The organism is Pseudomonas sp. S5D5 (assembly GCF_003013355.1).
In the GTDB taxonomy this organism is placed as follows: Bacteria; Pseudomonadota; Gammaproteobacteria; order Pseudomonadales; family Pseudomonadaceae; genus Aquipseudomonas; species Aquipseudomonas aylmerensis.
This window is the reverse complement of sequence record NZ_PTEO01000001.1, coordinates 5669035-5686863: the sequence shown is the minus strand read 5'-3', so window position 1 is coordinate 5686863 and position 17829 is coordinate 5669035. Positions and strand designations below refer to the sequence as shown.

15 protein-coding genes are annotated in these 17829 nt (G+C 61.8%); 10 read left to right on the top strand and 5 right to left on the bottom strand.

The genetic code is table 11. The annotated features are described in order from the left end of the window. Positions 1-25: 25 nt before the first annotated feature. The 5 genes from rlmF to C9990_RS25920 all read right to left on the bottom strand — a co-directional run bounded on the left by rlmF (position 26) and on the right by C9990_RS25920 (position 6687). Positions 26-1042, bottom strand: a complete 1017-nt coding sequence (gene rlmF / locus C9990_RS25940) for a 23S rRNA (adenine(1618)-N(6))-methyltransferase RlmF (protein WP_065906937.1) — start codon at positions 1040-1042, stop codon at positions 26-28. Positions 1043-1260: 218 nt separating this feature from the next. Next, entirely contained in the window at positions 1261-4107 is a 2847-nt protein-coding gene (locus tag C9990_RS25935) for a valine--tRNA ligase (protein WP_106805069.1), read from the bottom strand. A 130-nt stretch (positions 4108-4237) separates the two neighbouring features. After that, positions 4238-4636: a DNA polymerase III subunit chi gene (locus tag C9990_RS25930; RefSeq protein WP_065906933.1), complete on the bottom strand. Its 399-nt coding sequence runs from the start codon at positions 4634-4636 to the stop codon at positions 4238-4240. A 7-nt stretch (positions 4637-4643) separates the two neighbouring features. Then, positions 4644-5072, bottom strand: a complete 429-nt coding sequence (locus C9990_RS25925) for a DNA polymerase III subunit chi (protein ID WP_106805068.1) — start codon at positions 5070-5072, stop codon at positions 4644-4646. Between the two features lie 124 nt (positions 5073-5196). Further along, positions 5197-6687: a leucyl aminopeptidase gene (locus C9990_RS25920; protein ID WP_106805067.1), complete on the bottom strand. Its 1491-nt coding sequence runs from the start codon at positions 6685-6687 to the stop codon at positions 5197-5199. A 283-nt stretch (positions 6688-6970) separates the two neighbouring features. Here C9990_RS25920 and lptF point away from each other — a divergent pair, with 283 nt between their 5' ends. The 10 genes from lptF to tadA all read left to right on the top strand — a co-directional run bounded on the left by lptF (position 6971) and on the right by tadA (position 17775). Continuing rightward, a complete protein-coding gene (gene lptF, locus C9990_RS25915; RefSeq protein WP_016978267.1) occupies positions 6971-8089 on the top strand; it encodes an LPS export ABC transporter permease LptF in 1119 nt (372 codons plus the stop codon). Beyond that, positions 8082-9161 carry an LPS export ABC transporter permease LptG gene (lptG, locus tag C9990_RS25910; RefSeq protein ID WP_065906929.1) on the top strand — a complete coding sequence of 360 codons (1080 nt, stop codon included), beginning with the start codon at positions 8082-8084 and terminating at the stop codon, positions 9159-9161. The genes lptF and lptG overlap by 8 nt, the downstream gene beginning before the upstream one ends. Positions 9162-9312: 151 nt before the next feature. After that, entirely contained in the window at positions 9313-11112 is a 1800-nt protein-coding gene (lepA, locus tag C9990_RS25905; protein WP_028618986.1) for a translation elongation factor 4, read from the top strand. Positions 11113-11117: 5 nt separating this feature from the next. Next, positions 11118-11972, top strand: coding sequence for a signal peptidase I (lepB, locus tag C9990_RS25900; protein WP_065906928.1), 855 nt, complete (start codon positions 11118-11120; stop codon positions 11970-11972). Between the two features lie 150 nt (positions 11973-12122). Further along, positions 12123-12812 (top strand): ribonuclease III, encoded by a 690-nt coding sequence (gene rnc, locus C9990_RS25895; RefSeq protein ID WP_016978270.1) that lies wholly within the window; start codon positions 12123-12125, stop codon positions 12810-12812. Next, positions 12805-13707 carry a GTPase Era gene (era, locus tag C9990_RS25890; RefSeq protein WP_016978271.1) on the top strand — a complete coding sequence of 301 codons (903 nt, stop codon included), beginning with the start codon at positions 12805-12807 and terminating at the stop codon, positions 13705-13707. The genes rnc and era overlap by 8 nt, the downstream gene beginning before the upstream one ends. A 164-nt stretch (positions 13708-13871) precedes the next feature. Beyond that, complete coding sequence (gene recO, locus C9990_RS25885; protein WP_106805066.1) at positions 13872-14561, top strand: DNA repair protein RecO; 690 nt, start codon at positions 13872-13874, stop codon at positions 14559-14561. Positions 14562-14612: 51 nt separating this feature from the next. Continuing rightward, positions 14613-15356, top strand: coding sequence for a pyridoxine 5'-phosphate synthase (pdxJ, locus tag C9990_RS25880; RefSeq protein WP_065906925.1), 744 nt, complete (start codon positions 14613-14615; stop codon positions 15354-15356). A gap of 539 nt (positions 15357-15895) precedes the next feature. Then, the gene (locus C9990_RS25870; RefSeq protein ID WP_106805718.1) at positions 15896-17278 is read left to right on the top strand and encodes a multicopper oxidase family protein; all 1383 of its coding nucleotides are present in this window, start codon (positions 15896-15898) and stop codon (positions 17276-17278) included. Continuing rightward, positions 17278-17775, top strand: coding sequence for a tRNA adenosine(34) deaminase TadA (tadA, locus tag C9990_RS25865; protein ID WP_106805065.1), 498 nt, complete (start codon positions 17278-17280; stop codon positions 17773-17775). Before C9990_RS25870 ends, tadA begins: the two co-directional genes overlap by 1 nt. Positions 17776-17829: the final 54 nt, after the last annotated feature.

The following is a 17829-nucleotide window of genomic DNA, read 5'->3' as shown; positions in this document are numbered from 1 at the left end:
TGTTGCCTGCGATTTGTTGCCGGTCCTAGCGAACCCAGCGCTGGCGCCAGATCTGCTGTTCGTTCTTGGTCTGGAAGGTCCAGGCCACGAAGCGGCTTTGCTTCTGCCCCTGGGACATTTCCACCACCTGGCTTTCCAGCACGCCGGCTTTTTTCAAGGCTGTCTCGATCGCGGGCAAGTTCGACGCTTTTGACACCAGTGTGCTGAACCACAACACCTTGTGGGCAAAATGCGCACTCTCGGCAATCAGCTGCGTCACAAACCGCGCCTCGCCGCCTTCACACCACAACTCCGCCGATTGGCCGCCGAAGTTCAGTACCGGCAACTTGCGCTTGGGGTCCGCCTTGCCCAGGGCGCGCCACTTGCGCTCGCTGCCCTTGGTGGCTTCGTCCATGGACGCGTGGAACGGCGGGTTGCACATGGTCAGGTCAAAGCGCTCACCCGGCTCCAGCAGGTTCAGCAGGATCTGCTTGGGGTTGGTTTGCTGGCGCAGCTGGATGACCTTGCTCAGGTCGTTGGACTGCACGATGGCCTTGGCGGCGGCCACGGCGGTAGGGTCGACCTCCGAACCGAGGAAGTTCCAGCGGTACTCCATGTAGCCAATCAGCGGGTAGACGCAGTTGGCGCCCATGCCGATGTCCAGCACCTTGACGATCGAACCGCGCGGGATCTTGCCGTCATTGCCGCTGGCCAGCAGGTCGGCGAGGAAGTGCACGTAATCGGCACGTCCCGGCACCGGTGGGCACAGGTAATCGGCCGGGATGTCCCAGTGCTGGATGCCATAGAAGCTTTTCAGCAGCGCGCGGTTGAACACCCGCACCGCGTCCGGGCTGGCGAAGTCGATACTTTCCTTGCCGTACGGGTTGATGATCACGAATTGCGCCAGTTCCGGCGTGGTCTTGATCAGCGCCGGGAAGTCGTAACGGCCTGTGTGGCGGTTGCGCGGGTGCAGGGTGGCCTCTTTGCGCGGTACCACGGGCTTGGCCGGGGTGGCGGTTTTAGGCTTCTTGCGCGGAGGTTTTGGCGTGCTGGGGGCGGTCATGTTGATTCTGGTGTTGGCTCAAAGTGGTGGGCATTGTCACACATCCTGAGGCCAACTCGTTCAAATCTGGGCGCTGGCTTGCCTGCGATGCTGGCGACTCGGTCCATCCGCCACACCCAGGTGATGCTATCGCCGGCAGGCCAGCGCCTACATTTGTCGGGTTTTCAAGGCAAAAAAAAGGGACCCGAAGGTCCCTTTTTTTCACACGGTTCGCACCCTTACAGGCTGGAAATCCGCGCATGTTGCTCCGCCAGCTTGCCCAGGGCCTGTTCAGCCTCGGCCAGCTTGGCGCGTTCCTTCTCGATCACTTCGGCCGGCGCCTTGTCGACGAATGCCGCGTTGGACAGCTTGCCGCCCACCCGCTGCACTTCGCCTTGCAGGCGCAGGATTTCCTTGTCGAGACGTGCGAGTTCCGCACCTTTGTCGATCAGGCCGGCCATCGGCACCAGCACTTCCATGTCGCCCACCAGCGCGGTGGCGGACAGTGGTGCTTCGGCGCCGTCGGCCAACACAGTGATCGACTCCAGCTTCGCCAGCTTCTTGAGCAGAGCGTCGTTCTCGGTGAGACGACGCTGGTCTTCGGCGCTGGCGTTCTTGACGAACACGGCCAGTGGCTTGCCCGGCCCGATGTTCATTTCGGCGCGGATGTTGCGCGTGCCGAGCATCAGGGTCTTGAGCCACTCGATGTCGCTTTCGGCGGCTTCATCGATGCGTGCTTCATTGGCCACCGGCCAAGGCTGCAGCATGATGGTCTTGCCGTCGATGCCGGCCAGCGGCGCGATGCGCTGCCAGATTTCTTCGGTGATGAACGGCATGAACGGGTGCGCCAGGCGCAGCGCCACTTCCAATACGCGTACCAGGGTGCGACGGGTGCCGCGCTGGCGTTCGACCGGCGCGTTTTCGTCCCACAGCACTGGCTTGGACAGTTCCAGGTACCAGTCGCAATACTGGTTCCAGATGAACTCGTACAAGGCTTGTGCGGCCAGGTCGAAACGGAACTGGTCGAGTTGGCGGGTTACTTCGGCTTCAGTGCGCTGCAGCTGCGAGATGATCCAGCGGTCAGCCAGGCTCAGCTCATAGGCTTCGCCGTTCTGGCCACAGTCTTCGCCCTTGTCCAGCACGTAGCGCGCGGCGTTCCAGATCTTGTTGCAGAAGTTGCGATAGCCTTCGACGCGGCCCATGTCGAACTTGATGTCGCGACCGGTGGACGCCAGCGAGCAGAAGGTGAAGCGCAGGGCATCGGTGCCGTAGCTGGCGATGCCGTCGGCGAATTCGTCGCGGGTCTGCTTCTCGATCTTCTTCGCCAGTTTCGGCTGCATCAGGCCCGAGGTGCGTTTCTGCACCAGGGTTTCCAGGTCGATGCCGTCGATGATGTCCAGCGGGTCCAGGACGTTGCCCTTGGACTTGGACATCTTCTGGCCCTGGCCATCACGCACCAGGCCGTGCACGTACACGGTCTTGAACGGTACCTGCGGCGTGCCGTCCTCGTTCTTCACCAGGTGCATGGTGAGCATGATCATCCGGGCAACCCAGAAGAAAATGATGTCGAAGCCGGTGACCAGCACGTCGGTGGAGTGGAATTTTTTCAGGAATTCGGTCTGCTGCGGCCAGCCCAGGGTCGAGAAGGTCCACAGGCCCGAGCTGAACCAGGTGTCCAGGACGTCGTTGTCCTGTTGCAGCGCAACGTCAGCCCCCAGGTTGTGCTTGGCACGCACTTCGGCTTCGTCGCGGCCGACATAGACCTTGCCCGACTCGTCGTACCAGGCCGGGATGCGGTGGCCCCACCACAGCTGACGGCTGATGCACCAATCCTGGATGTCGCGCATCCACGAGAAGTACATGTTTTCGTACTGCTTGGGCACGAACTGGATACGGCCGTCTTCCACGGCAGCAATGGCCGGCTCAGCCAACGGCTTGGTCGACACGTACCACTGGTCAGTCAGCCACGGCTCGATCACGGTACCGGAGCGGTCGCCTTTCGGGACTTTCAGGCCGTGGTCGTCAACGCTGACCAGCAGGCCGGCGGCGTCAAAGGCTGCAACGATCTGCTTGCGTGCTTCAAAGCGGTCGAGGCCGGCGTATTCGGCCGGGATCTTGCCGTCGATGCTGTCGTTCAGCGTGCCGTCGAGGTTGAACACCTGGCAGGCCGGCAGGACAGCGGCGTTCTTGTCGAAGATGTTCAGCAGCGGCAGGTTGTGACGCTTGCCGACTTCGTAGTCGTTGAAATCGTGGGCCGGGGTGATTTTCACGCAGCCGGTGCCGAATTCCGGGTCGCAGTAATCATCCGCGATGATCGGGATGCGGCGGCCGACCAGCGGCAGCTCGACGAACTTGCCGATCAGTGCCTGGTAGCGCTCATCGTTCGGGTTAACGGCCACGGCGGCGTCGCCGAGCATGGTTTCCGGACGGGTGGTGGCGACGATCAGGTAGTCGTTGCCTTCGGCGGTCTTGGCGCCATCGGCCAGCGGGTACTTGAGGTTCCACAGGAAGCCTTTCTCGTCGTGGTTTTCCACTTCGAGGTCGGAAATCGCCGTGTGCAACTTGGTGTCCCAGTTGACCAGGCGCTTGCCGCGGTAGATCAGGCCGTCTTCATGCAGGCGCACGAAGGCTTCTTTCACGGCTTCCGACAGGCCATCGTCCATGGTGAAGCGCTCACGGCTCCAGTCGACGGACGAACCCAGGCGACGGATCTGACGGCTGATGTTGCCGCCGGACTGGTCTTTCCATTCCCAGATCTTCTCGAGGAATTTCTCGCGACCGAGGTCGTGACGGTTCTGGCCGGTGGCTTCGATTTGGCGTTCCACCAGCATCTGGGTGGCGATGCCGGCGTGGTCGGTGCCGGGCTGCCACAGGGTATTGCGGCCCTGCATGCGGCGGAAACGGATCAACGCATCCATGATCGCATTGTTGAAGCCATGGCCCATGTGCAGGCTGCCAGTGACGTTCGGTGGCGGAATCATGATGGTGTAGGAATCGCCCGCGCCTTGCGGAGCGAAATAATTCTCGGACTCCCAGGTCTGGTACCAGGAAGTTTCAATAGCGTGCGGTTGGTAGGTCTTATCCATGCGCGGCGGGACCCTAGTTGGCATTAATTCAGGAAAGCCGACAAGTATAGCGGGGGGGAGCAGCTGCAAGCTACAAGCGACAAGCTGCAAGTTGATCGCGGTGCTCTGACTTGCAGCTGGAGGCTTGAAGCTAGTTGCTTGTGGCCGCGGCGATCAGCCGCTCCATGCGCGCATCCAGCCGGCGCTTGATCTCGGTCTCGATATGCGGGGCAAAGTCGTCGATCACGTCTTGCATGATCAATTGCGCGGCGGCGCGCAGTTCGTTGTCCAGGTGCAGCAACAACGCGTCCGGGGACTTCTCGGCGACAGGCTCTGCAACGGGGGCGGCTGGTGCGACAGGCGCAGCAACCGGCTCAGGTGCGGCAGGTTTGCCACCGACCATGTCGAACAACAGCGGAATCTGTACCTCGCCATTGACCGATTCGGTCAGCAGCGGCGGTTGCAAGTCATCATCACCCAGCAACTGACGGATCGACTCGAGGTCGTCCAGCAGGTGGTCGTCTTTTTTTATAGGGTTTGGAGTGTCCATCATGTGCTCAAAGTCGTTGTAGCCGGTGATCTTGCAAAGGATAGCCCTGTTCGCGGTAGAAGCGGAAACTCTCCCGCGCGGCCTGACGAATAGCCGGATCTTCGACCACCACTTCCGCCACGCGGGCGAATGCCTTGGCAAAGGGCGGGACTTTCAGGTCCAGGTTGACCAGCAGGTCATGGTGATCGCCACAGCTGTCGCCCAGGCCCAGGACGATCAAGCCTTCGGGTTCGGATTCGGCGGGGCCGTGGGGCACGAAGCTTTCACCCTTGAAGCGCCAGAGGCGGGCGTCGAGTTCATCGCGTTGGGTCGCGTCGCTGCAATGCAGGTAGATGCGGTGGCCCATGCGCCAGGCTTTTTCGGTGAGTTTGCAGGCAAAGTCCAGGCGCGCGGAGGGATCGGCGCTGGGCAATATATAGAAGTCGACTTGGGTCATTACAGTTCCTGGGCATGCGCATACCCCTTGCAGGAGCCGGCTTGCCGGCGATGAGGCCCTTGAGTCTGGTGGCGATTTCAAGGCAGCCATCGCCGGCAAGCCGGCTCCTGCGCAGGGGTTGCGTTTAGGCCTTGGCGCGATCCAGCAGGTACTGGGTCAGCAGGGGCACCGGACGGCCGGTGGCGCCCTTGTCCTTGCCGCCGCTGGTCCAGGCGGTGCCGGCGATGTCCAGGTGTGCCCAGTTGAAGTTCTTGGCGAAGCGCGACAGGAAGCAGGCCGCGGTGATGGTGCCGGCTTTCGGGCCGCCGATGTTGGCGATGTCGGCGAACGGGCTGTCCAGTTGCTCCTGGTACTCATCGAACAGCGGCAATTGCCAGGCACGGTCGTCGGCAGCCTTGCCGGCGCTGAGCAGTTGCTCGATCAGCTCGTCGTTGTTGCCCAGCAGGCCCGAAGTGTGGGCGCCCAGGGCAACCACGCAGGCGCCGGTCAGGGTCGCGATGTCGATCACGGCCTGTGGCTTGAAGCGCTCGGCGTAGGTCAGTGCGTCGCACAGCACCAGGCGGCCTTCGGCGTCGGTGTTGAGGATTTCGACGGTCTGGCCGCTCAGGGTGGTGACGATGTCGCCCGGACGGGTCGCGCCGCCGCTCGGCATGTTCTCGGCGCAGGCCAGGATGCACACCAGGTTGATCGGCAGCTTCAGCTCGAGCACGGCGCGCAGGGTGCCGAACACGCTGGCGGCGCCGCCCATGTCGTACTTCATCTCGTCCATGCCCAGGCCCGGCTTGAGGCTGATGCCGCCGGTGTCGAAGGTGATGCCTTTACCCACCAGGGCGTAAGGCTTCTCGGACTTCTTGCCGCCGTTGTATTGCATCACGATCAGGCGTGGCGGCTGGTCGCTGCCCTGGCCCACGGCATAGAACGAGCCCATGCCCAGTTCCTTGATCTTTTTCTCGTCCAGCACTTCGACCTTGAGGCCCTTGAACTCTTTGCCCAGCGCCTTGGCCTGTTCGCCCAGGTAGGTCGGGTGGCAGATGTTCGGCGGCAGGTTGCCCAGGTCGCGGGTGAACGACATGCCGTTGGCGATGGCCTGGGCATGGGTCACGGCGCGCTCGACTTCAGCCTGGGCAGCCTTGATGGTCAGCAGGGTGATTTTCTTCAGGGCGCGCGGTTCGGCTTTCTGGCTCTTGAACTGGTCGAAGATGTAACCGCCGTCTACAAGAGTCTCGGCCAGCAGGCGGGTCTTGCCGTAGCTGTCACGGCCCTTGACGACGATTTCGTCGAGTGCCAGTGCCGCGTCGCTGCCGCCCAGGCCCTTGAGGGTGCTGAGGATGCTGCTGATGATCTTGCGGAATGGACGGTCGCCGAGCTCGGTGTCCTTGCCCACGCCCACCAGCAATACGCGGTCGGCCTTGAGGTTGGGCAGGCTTTGCAGCAGCAGGCTCTGGCCGACTTTGCCGGCCAGGTCGCCGCGCTTGAGCACGGCGCTGATCGCACCGCCGCTGAGTTCGTCGAGTTGCTTGGCGGCGACGCCGAGCTTGCGGCCTTCGCCGATGGCGACCACGAGGGTGGCGGTTTTCAACGTTTCGGGGCTAACGCTTTTTACAACCAATTCCATTTTCGGGTCCCTTATAAAGGTCTGAGAGCCGTGCGTCTGTACGCCGGCTTTAAGGCTGGGCGGCGGTGTAAGCCGCCCGCGACAAAGGCCGCAGTTTGAACCTCGCCGGCGGAGCCTGACAACCCTTGCCACGTGCTTTGTGCATGCGCATGAGGTTGCGCAGTGACAGGCGCGGTCAATCACAGGATAATGCGCCATCTTTTTAGCCGGCCCGCTGTAAACGGGCTGACTCGGTATGCTGCTTGTTTGGCCGCCTTAGCCTGACAACCCTGGAGTGTCTGGTTTGATCGTCTTCCGTTATCTGTCCCGCGAAGTCCTGTTGACCCTGAGTGCCGTGAGTGCGGTGTTGCTGGTCATCATCATGAGTGGTCGTTTCGTCAAATACCTGGCCCAGGCTGCCTCCGGCGCCCTGGACCCAGGCTCGCTGTTCCTGATCATGGGCTTTCGCCTGCCGGGGTTCCTGCAGCTGATCCTGCCGTTGGGCCTGTTCCTCGGGATCCTGCTGGCCTACGGCCGCCTGTACCTTGAAAGCGAAATGACCGTGCTCTCCGCCACCGGCATGAGTCAGCAGCGCCTGTTGGGCATGACCATGATCCCGGCCGCCGGGGTCGCGCTGATCGTGGCCTGGTTGAGCCTGAGCCTGGCCCCGCAAGGCGCCATGCAGTTCCAGTTGGTGCTGAACAAGCAGGACGCGATGACCGAGTTCGACACCCTCGAGCCCGGCCGTTTCCAGGCCCTGAACGACGGTTCACGGGTGACCTACACCGAAACCCTGACCGACGACCGCGCCAACCTGGGCGGTGTCTTCATCTCTGAGAAGCGCTTGGGCCAGGATAAGAAAGACCGCGGCATTTCCGTGCTGGTAGCCGATTCCGGCCGCCAGGAAGTCCGTCCGGACGGCAGCCGCTACCTGATCCTGGAAAATGGCTATCGCTACGATGGCAGCCCGGGCATGGCGGATTATCGCGCGATTAAGTACGACACCTATGGCGTGATGCTGGCTCGTCCGGACATCAGCGACGAAGTCACTGACCGCGACGCCATCCCCACCACCGACCTGTTCGGCAGCAAGGAGCTGCGCTCGATCGCCGAGCTGCAATGGCGGATTTCCCTGCCGCTGCTGGTGTTCATCGTGACCTTGATGGCCGTGCCGCTGTCGCGCGTCAACCCGCGCCAGGGCCGTTTCCTCAAGCTGTTGCCGGCGATCCTGCTGTACATGGCTTACCTGACTATCCTGATTTCCGCCCGTGGCTCCCTGGAGAAAGGCAAGCTGTCGCCGACCCTGGGCCTGTGGTGGGTACACGGTATCTTCCTGGTGATCGGCCTGGGGCTGCTGTATTGGGAACCTATACGCTTGAAAATGATGAGCCGTCGTGGCCAGAAGGAGTTGGCTCGTGGCTAAGCTCGATCGCTACATTGGTAGCAGCGTACTGATCGCCATCCTGGCGGTATTGGGCATCATCCTGGGCCTGGCCTCGTTGTTCGCCTTCATCGATGAAGTCGGCAACGTCAGCGACACCTATACCGTGTGGGACGTGCTGAGCTATGTCGCCCTCACCGCACCGCGTCGCCTCTACGACATGATGCCGATGGCCGCGCTGATCGGCTGCCTGATCGGCCTGGGCAGCCTGGCCAGCAACAGCGAACTGACCATCATGCGGGCCGCTGGGGTGTCCATCGGCCGTATCGTCTGGGCGGTGATGAAGCCCATGCTGCTGCTGATGCTGTGCAGTGTGCTGATCGGCGAATACGTCGCGCCACCGGCTGAAACCACGGCCCAGGCCAACCGCGCCCTGGCCCAGGGCTCGGGCGATGCGCAAAGCTCCAAGCATGGCCTGTGGCACCGCCAGGGTGATGAGTTCATCCACATCAACGCCGTGCAGCCGGGCGGCCTGTTGATCGGGGTCACGCGCTACACGTTCGACAAGGAACGTCACTTGCTGGCGTCCAGCTTCGCCAAACGTGCGCAGTACGGCGATGAAAAGTGGCAACTGAGCGACGTCACCACGACTTATTTCCGCAATATCGGCCAAGGCACCAAGGCCAGCACCGAAGTGATCAATGTGCCAAGCGAGGAGTGGGATATCGCCCTCAAGCCGCAATTGCTCAACACCGTGGTGATGGTCCCCGAAAGCCTGCCGATCTCAGGCCTGTGGGGTTACATCCACTATCTCAAGGACCAGGGCCTGAACAACGGCCGCTACTGGCTGGCGTTTTGGGTCAAGGTGCTGCAGCCGGTGGTCACCGCCGCGCTGGTACTGATGGCGATTTCGTTCATCTTCGGCCCGCTGCGTTCGGTCACCCTCGGCCAGCGCGTGTTTACCGGCGTGCTGGTCGGCTTCACCTTCCGGATTGCCCAGGACCTGCTGGGTCCGTCGAGCCTGGTGTTCGGGTTCTCTCCGTTGTTTGCGGTGCTGGTGCCGACCGGTATCTGCGCCCTGGCTGGGTTCTGGCTGTTGCGCCGCGCCGGTTGATGCTGCGCTTATGAACAAAAAATGCCCCGCTCGCGAGATCGGGGCATTTTTGTTCTGGTCAGCAAAGATGACGCCTGGCCTGAGCATCAGGTACAATTCCCGGCTATTTTTCAGCGGGCAATCTGCCTGCAGCCTTTTTGAGTGTTGATCCGTGAGTGATTTGAGTCATATCCGCAATTTCTCCATCATCGCCCACATTGACCATGGCAAGTCGACGCTGGCCGATCGATTCATCCAGATGTGCGGCGGCCTTGCCGAGCGTGAAATGGAAGCCCAGGTCCTGGACTCCATGGACCTCGAACGCGAGCGCGGGATCACCATCAAGGCCCACAGCGTTACTCTGTATTACAAGGCCAAAGATGGCATCACCTACCAGCTGAACTTCATTGACACCCCGGGCCACGTCGACTTCACCTATGAAGTCAGCCGTTCCCTGGCGGCCTGTGAAGGTGCCTTGCTGGTGGTCGACGCCGGCCAGGGCGTTGAAGCGCAGTCGGTTGCCAACTGCTATACCGCGATCGAGCAGGGCCTGGAAGTCATGCCCGTGCTGAACAAGATCGACCTGCCGCAGGCCGAGCCCGAGCGCGTCAAGGAAGAGATCGAGAAGATCATCGGCATCGACGCCACCGACGCCGTCACCTGCAGCGCCAAGACCGGCCTGGGTGTCGACGAAGTGCTCGAGCGCCTGGTGCAGACCATTCCCGCGCCGACCGGCAACTACGAAGATCCGCTGCAAGCGTTGATCATCGACTCCTGGTTCGACAACTACCTGGGCGTTGTGTCCCTGGTCCGCGTGCGCCATGGCCGCGTGAAGAAGGGCGACAAGATCCTGGTCAAGTCCACCGGCAAGATCCACCTGGTGGACAGCGTGGGTGTGTTCAACCCCAAGCACACTGCGACCGTTGATCTGAAAGCCGGTGAAGTGGGCTTCATCATCGCCGGTATCAAGGACATCCACGGCGCGCCGGTAGGTGACACGCTGACGCTCAGCTCGACGCCGGACGTCGATGTGCTGCCGGGCTTCAAGCGCATTCAGCCACAGGTCTACGCCGGCCTGTTCCCGGTCAGCTCCGATGACTTCGAGGATTTCCGCGAAGCCCTGCAGAAGCTGACCCTCAACGACTCGTCGTTGCAGTACACCCCGGAAAGCTCCGACGCCCTGGGCTTCGGCTTCCGCTGCGGGTTCCTGGGCATGCTGCACATGGAAATCATCCAGGAGCGCCTCGAGCGCGAATACGACCTGGACCTGATCACCACCGCACCGACGGTTATTTTTGAGCTGTTGCTGAAAACCGGTGAAACGATTTACGTCGACAACCCGTCCAAGCTCCCGGATCTGTCGGCAATCGAAGACATGCGCGAGCCTATCGTGCGGGCCAATATCCTGGTTCCGCAGGAGCACCTGGGCAACGTCATCACCCTGTGTATCGAAAAGCGTGGCGTACAACGCGACATGCTGTTCCTCGGTACCCAGGTGCAAGTGACCTACGACATGCCGATGAACGAAGTGGTCCTGGACTTCTTCGACCGCCTCAAATCCACCAGTCGCGGCTACGCTTCGCTGGACTACCATTTCGATCGTTACCAATCGGCTAATCTGGTGAAACTGGATGTGTTGATCAACGGCGACAAGGTAGATGCCCTTGCACTGATCGTGCACAAGGACAACGCGCACTACAAAGGTCGCCAGTTGACCGAGAAGATGAAAGAACTGATTCCGCGCCAGATGTTCGACGTCGCGATCCAGGCCGCCATCGGCGGGCAGATCATTGCGCGGACCTCCGTCAAGGCTCTCAGAAAGAACGTACTGGCCAAATGCTACGGCGGTGACGTAAGCCGTAAGCGCAAGCTGCTTGAGAAGCAAAAGGCCGGTAAAAAACGCATGAAGCAAGTAGGTAACGTGGAAGTTCCACAAGAAGCCTTCCTTGCGGTGCTCAGGTTGGATAGTTAGGTCCTATGTCGCTAAATTTCCCGCTGTTGCTGGTCATCGCCGTTGCCGTTTGCGGTCTCTTGGCGTTGCTCGATCTGGTGTTCTTCGCCCCGCGTCGGCGGGCGGCTATCGCGTCCTATCAGGGCAGCGTCAGCCAGCCCGATGGCGTGGTCATCGAGAAGCTGAACAAAGAGCCTTTGCTGGTTGAATACGGCAAGTCGTTCTTCCCGGTGTTGTTCATCGTGCTGGTGCTGCGTTCGTTCCTGGTGGAACCGTTTCAGATCCCTTCGGGGTCGATGAAACCCACCCTGGATGTCGGCGACTTCATCCTGGTCAACAAGTTTTCCTACGGGATCCGCCTGCCGGTGATCGACAAGAAGGTCATCGAGATCGGTGACCCGCAGCGCGGCGACGTGATGGTGTTCCGCTATCCGAGCGATCCGAACGTCAACTACATCAAGCGTGTAGTGGGCCTGCCGGGCGACGTGATTCGCTACACCAGCGACAAGCGCCTGCTCATCAACGGCGAATCGGTGGCCGAGAAGTTGATCGGTTCCGAACCGAACAGCCTGGGCAGCGCTGAGCTGTACGAAGAAAAACTCGGTGCGGTAGAGCACGAAATCCGCAAGGAAATGAGCCGCTACCGTGCCCAGCCTGATGGTGAGTGGAAAGTGCCGGCCGGGCACTATTTCATGATGGGCGACAACCGTGACAACTCCAATGACAGCCGCTACTGGGATGATCCCACCATTCCCAAGGACCTGCTGGGCATGGTTCCCGACCAGAATATCGTCGGCAAGGCCTTCGCGGTCTGGATGAGCTGGCCGGAACCCAAGCTCAGCCACCTGCCGAACTTCTCGCGGGTCGGGCTGATCAAGTAATACAGGCGGCGCTGTGAACACAGCGCCGAATGCTTTTCTGGGGTTGGGACAAATCGGTCCCGCCTCATGCAGCACCAACCAGGATTTGAATTTGAACACTGCGTCAATCGTCGATGGCCGCCGGTGCCACCAAACAGATATGGGTAAACCGTGAGCGTTTCTTTAAGTCGTCTCGAGCGTCAGCTCGGCTACACCTTCAAGGACCAGGAATTGATGGTCCTTGCCCTTACACACCGCAGCTTTGCCGGGCGTAATAACGAACGCCTGGAATTCCTCGGTGATGCCATCCTCAATTTCGTCGCCGGTGAAGCCCTGTTCGAGCGCTTCCCACAAGCCCGTGAAGGCCAGCTGTCGCGCCTGCGTGCGCGCCTGGTGAAGGGCGAGACCCTGGCGGTGCTGGCCCGTGGCTTCGGCCTGGGCGAGTACCTGCGCCTGGGGTCCGGCGAGTTGAAGAGTGGCGGTTTCCGGCGTGAATCGATCCTCGCCGATGCCCTCGAAGCGCTGATCGGCGCGATCTACCTCGATGCCGGCATGGAAGCGGCCAAGGAGCGCGTCACCGCGTGGCTGACCTCCGAGATCGAAAGCCTCACGCTCGTCGACACCAACAAAGATCCCAAGACCCGCCTGCAGGAATTCCTCCAGTCGCGCGGGTGCGAACTGCCACGCTACGAAGTGGTGGATATCCAGGGTGAACCGCATTGCCGCGTGTTCTTCGTGGAATGTGAAATCACCTTACTGAATGAAAAAAGCCGAGGTCAGGGTGTGAGCCGTCGTATTGCCGAACAGGTAGCGGCCGCTGCAGCACTGATTGCCCTGGGCGTGGAGAATGGCCATGACTGATTCAACCGCAACACGCTGTGGCTATGTTGCCATCGTCGGCCGCCCCAACGTGGGCAAGTCCACGCTGCTGAACCACATCCTCGGCCAGAAGCTCGCGATCACCTCGCGCAAGCCGCAGACTACCCGCCACAACATGCTGGGCATCAAGACCGAAGGCAACGTGCAAGCGGTCTACGTCGACACCCCGGGCATGCACAAAGGCGGCGAGAAAGCTCTCAACCGCTACATGAACAAGACCGCTTCGGCGGCGTTGAAAGACGTCGACGTGGTGATCTTCGTGGTCGACCGTACCAAGTGGACCGACGAAGACCAGATGGTCCTCGAGCGTGTGCAGTACGTCACCGGCCCGTTGATCGTGGCGCTGAACAAGACCGACCGCATCGAAGACAAAGCCGAGCTGATGCCGCACCTGAGCTGGCTGCAGGAACAACTGCCGAACGCGCAGATCATCCCGATCTCGGCCCAGCACGGGCACAACCTCGATGCCCTGGAACGCGTGATCGCCGAGCACCTGCCGGAGAACGAGCACTTCTTCCCGGAAGACCAGATCACCGACCGCAGCAGCCGTTTCCTCGCCGCCGAACTGGTGCGCGAGAAAATCATGCGCCAGATGGGCGCCGAGCTGCCGTACCAGATCACCGTCGAGATCGAAGAGTTCAAGCAGCAGGGCAAGACCCTGCATATCCATGCGCTGATCCTCGTCGAGCGTGACGGCCAGAAGAAAATCATCATTGGCGACAAGGGCGAGCGCATCAAGCGCATTGGCACTGAAGCGCGCAAGGACATGGAATTGCTGTTCGATTCCAAGATCATGCTCAACCTGTGGGTGAAGGTGAAGGGTGGCTGGTCCGATGACGAGCGCGCACTGCGTTCGCTGGGCTACGGCGACCTGTAAACGGCCTTCGGTAACGCCGCAAGTCAAAATGTGCGAGCGGGCTTGCTCGCGAATACGGTCTATCAGCGATGAATGTATCGACTGACACTCCGCCTTCGCGAGCAAGCCCGCTCCCACATTGGATAGTCGCAGTTTTCAAGACCGTGCTTGTCAGCGAGAACCCAATGTCCCAATCCCCACCTCCCAGTCAACTCGCCTACGTCCTGCACAGCCGCGCCTACCGCGAGACCAGCGCGCTGGTGGATTTCCTCACGCCCCAAGGTCGCCTGCGCGCAGTGTTGCGCAGCGCGCGGGGCAAGGCGGGTACATTGGCGCGGCCCTTCGTGGCGCTGGACGTGGAGTTTCGCGGCAAGGGCGAGCTGAAGAACGTCGGCCGCATGGAAAGCGTCGGCACCAGCGCCTGGCTCAATGGCGAGGCGCTGTTCAGCGGCCTCTACCTGAATGAACTGCTGATCCGCCTGCTGCCCGCTGAAGACCCGCACCCCGCGGTCTTCGATCACTACGCTGCCACCTTGCTGGCCCTCGCCGAAGGGCGCCCACTGGAGCCGTTGTTGCGCGCCTTCGAGTGGCGCCTGCTGGATGACCTCGGCTACGGCTTCGAACTGGCCAACGACCTGCACGGCGAGCCCATCGCCGCCGACGGCATGTACCGCCTCCAGGTCGATGCTGGCCTGGAGCGCGTGTACCTGCTGCAGCCGGGGCTGTTCCAGGGCACTGAGCTGCTGGCCATGAGCGAAGCCGACTGGACCGCCCCCGGCGCCTTGTCCGCCGCCAAGCGCCTGATGCGCCAGGCACTGGCCGTGCACTTGGGCGGACGGCCGCTGGTCAGTCGCGAGTTGTTTCGAAAGCCCTGACATCCCCGTGTATGCTGTGCACCGATTCTTTCCCTTTTCAGGAGCGCTTCCGTGACCACCAGCAATCGCATTCTTCTTGGCGTCAACATCGACCACGTCGCCACCCTGCGCCAGGCCCGGGGCACCCGTTACCCTGACCCGGTCAAGGCCGCGCTGGACGCCGAAGAAGCGGGCGCCGACGGCATCACCGTGCACCTGCGCGAAGACCGCCGCCACATCCAGGAGCGCGACGTGCTGCTGCTCAAGGACGTGCTGCAAACCCGCATGAACTTCGAAATGGGCGTCACCGAAGAGATGATGGCGTTCGCCGAGCGCATCCGTCCGGCGCACATCTGCCTGGTGCCCGAAACCCGCCAGGAACTGACCACCGAAGGCGGCCTCGACGTCGCCGGCCAGGAAGCGCGGATCAAGGCCGCGGTGGAGCGTCTGTCGAAGATCGGCAGCGAAGTCTCGCTGTTCATCGACGCCGATGAGCGCCAGATCGAAGCGTCGCGCCGCGTCGGCGCGCCGGCCATCGAGCTGCACACCGGCCGTTATGCCGATGCCACCACGCCGACCGAAGTCGCCGACGAACTGCAACGCATCATCGACGGGGTCAATTGCGGGTTGAATGAAGGCCTGATCGTCAACGCCGGCCACGGCCTGCACTACCACAACGTCGAGGCCGTGGCTGCGATCAAGGGCATCAACGAGCTGAACATCGGCCATGCGCTGGTGGCGCATGCGCTGTTTGTCGGCTTCAAAGGTGCCGTGGCCGAGATGAAGGCGCTGATTCTGGCTGCTGCCAAGGCCTGATACCGCAGCTCAAGCTCAGTCGTGCTTCCTGTGGTGAGCGGGCTTGCCCGGCGTTGGGCTGCGAGGCGGCCCTGAAACCTGCGATTCCGGTCTCCCTGACACTTGGCGGCGATTGAACTGGGGCTGCTGCGCAGCCCAACGCGGGGCAAGCCCGCTCGCCACACAAGGCGTGTTCGGCCCGACAGGCTCCTTGTTACAAAAAGCGTGCTCGACCCGACAAGCTCCTTGTTACAAAAGGCGTGCTTGGCCCGACAGGCTCCTTGTTACAAAAGGCGTGCTCGGCCCGACAGGCTCCTTGTTACAAAAGGCGTGCTTGGCCCGACAGGCTCCTTGTTACAAAAGGCGTGCTCGGCCCGACAGGCTCCTTGTTACAAAAAGCCTGCTCGGCATGACAAGCTCTTTGTTACACAGCGTACTCGCCAAGCGACCCAATGAAATCAGCAACTGCGGCAATGCGAAGCCTTACTGTTTAGCCGATGCAGGTGTATCGTATCTGCCTTTTGCGGGCCTCTGGCCTGCGGCAGATTCGTGAGGTTGTTGTGTCCCGATCCTTTTCCCGTCGACAAATCCTGGGTGGTCTTGCAGGCCTGGCCGTTGTGGGCGTCGGTGCCGGTGGCGCCTATCGCTACTGGCTGGGGAAAGTCGCCGAGGCCGAAGCGGGCCACGATTACGAACTGATCGCCGCGCCGCTCGACGTGGAGTTGGTGCCAGGACACAAGACCGAAGCCTGGGCGTTCGGCCCGTCGGCGCCGGGCACCGAGTTGCGCGTGCGCCAGGGTGAATGGCTGCGCGTGCGCTTTATCAACCACCTGCCGGTCGCCACCACCATTCACTGGCACGGCATCCGCCTGCCGCTGGAAATGGACGGCGTGCCCTACGTCTCGCAACTGCCGGTACTGCCCGGTGAATACTTCGACTACAAATTCCGCGTACCCGACGCCGGCAGCTACTGGTATCACCCCCACGTCAACAGCAGCGAAGAACTCGGCCGTGGCCTGGTCGGTCCGCTGATCATCGAAGAGCGCGAGCCCACCGGTTTCAAACACGAACGCACCCTCAGCCTGAAAAGCTGGCACGTGGACGAAGAGGGCGCCTTTGTTGCCTTCAGCATCCCGCGTGAAGCGGCGCGTGGCGGGACCGCCGGGCGCCTGTCGACGATCAATGGCGTGTCCCAGGCGGTGATCGATTTGCCGGCCGGGCAGATCACCCGCGTGCGCCTGCTCAACCTCGACAACACCCTGACGTATCGGCTCAATATTCCCGAGGTTGAAGCGCAGATCTATGCGCTGGACGGCAACCCGGTCGAACCGCGGCCGTTGGGCAAGGAATACTGGCTGGGCCCGGGCATGCGCATCTGCCTGGCGATCAAGGCGCCAGCGGCGGGTGAAGAGCTGTCGATCCGCAACGGCCCGGTGCGCCTCGGCACTTTCCGTTCGGTCGCCAACAACGACGCTCCCACCGAGTGGCCGCCCGCTTTGCCAGCCAACCCGATTGCCGAGCCGGACCTGGCCAACGCCGAGAAACTCAACTTCAATTTCGAATGGGTCGGCTCGGTTTCCGTCGACGTCGACAACGGTAAGCCGCCGAGCCTGTGGCAGATCAACGGCAAGGCCTGGGACATCACCGACAAGACCTGTGCCGACCGCCCGATTGCCAAGCTGGAAAAGGGCAAGAGCTACATTTTCGAATTGAAGAACATGACCCAGTATCAGCACCCGATCCACCTGCATGGCATGAGCTTCAAGGTGATCGCCTCGAACCGCCACAAGGTGATCCCGTACTTCACCGACACTTACCTGTTGGGCAAGAACGAGCGCGCGCGCGTGGCGTTGGTGGCGGATAACCCGGGGGTGTGGATGTTCCACTGCCACGTGATCGACCATATGGAAACCGGCCTGATGGCCGCCATCGAGGTGGCGTGATGCGCCAGTTTCGTCCCACGGCGATCATCGACCGCAGCCGCGACCAGGACTTCATGCGCGAGGCCCTGGCCCTGGCGGCCCAAGGTGCTGCGCTGGGCGAGGTGCCGGTGGGCGCAGTGCTGGTGCAGGACGGCGAAATCATCGGTCGCGGCTTCAACTGCCCGATCAGTGGCAACGACCCCAGTGCCCATGCCGAAATGGTCGCGATCCGCGCCGCCGCGCAAGCGATCAGCAACTATCGCCTGGTCGGCAGCACGCTGTATGTGACCCTCGAACCGTGCAGCATGTGCGCCGGCCTGATCGTGCATTCGCGGGTGGCGCGGGTAGTGTACGGCGCGCTGGAACCCAAGGCCGGTATCGTGCAAAGCCAGGGGCAGTTCTTTACCCAGGGCTTTCTCAATCACCGCGTGCTGTTTGAAGGCGGGGTGCTGGCTGAGGAGTGTGGGACTGTCTTGAGCGAATTCTTCAAGGCGCGCCGCGCAAAACCAGCGGTTTAAACAACACTGAAAACCAATGTGGGAGCGGGCTTGCTCGCGAAAGCGATGGGTCAG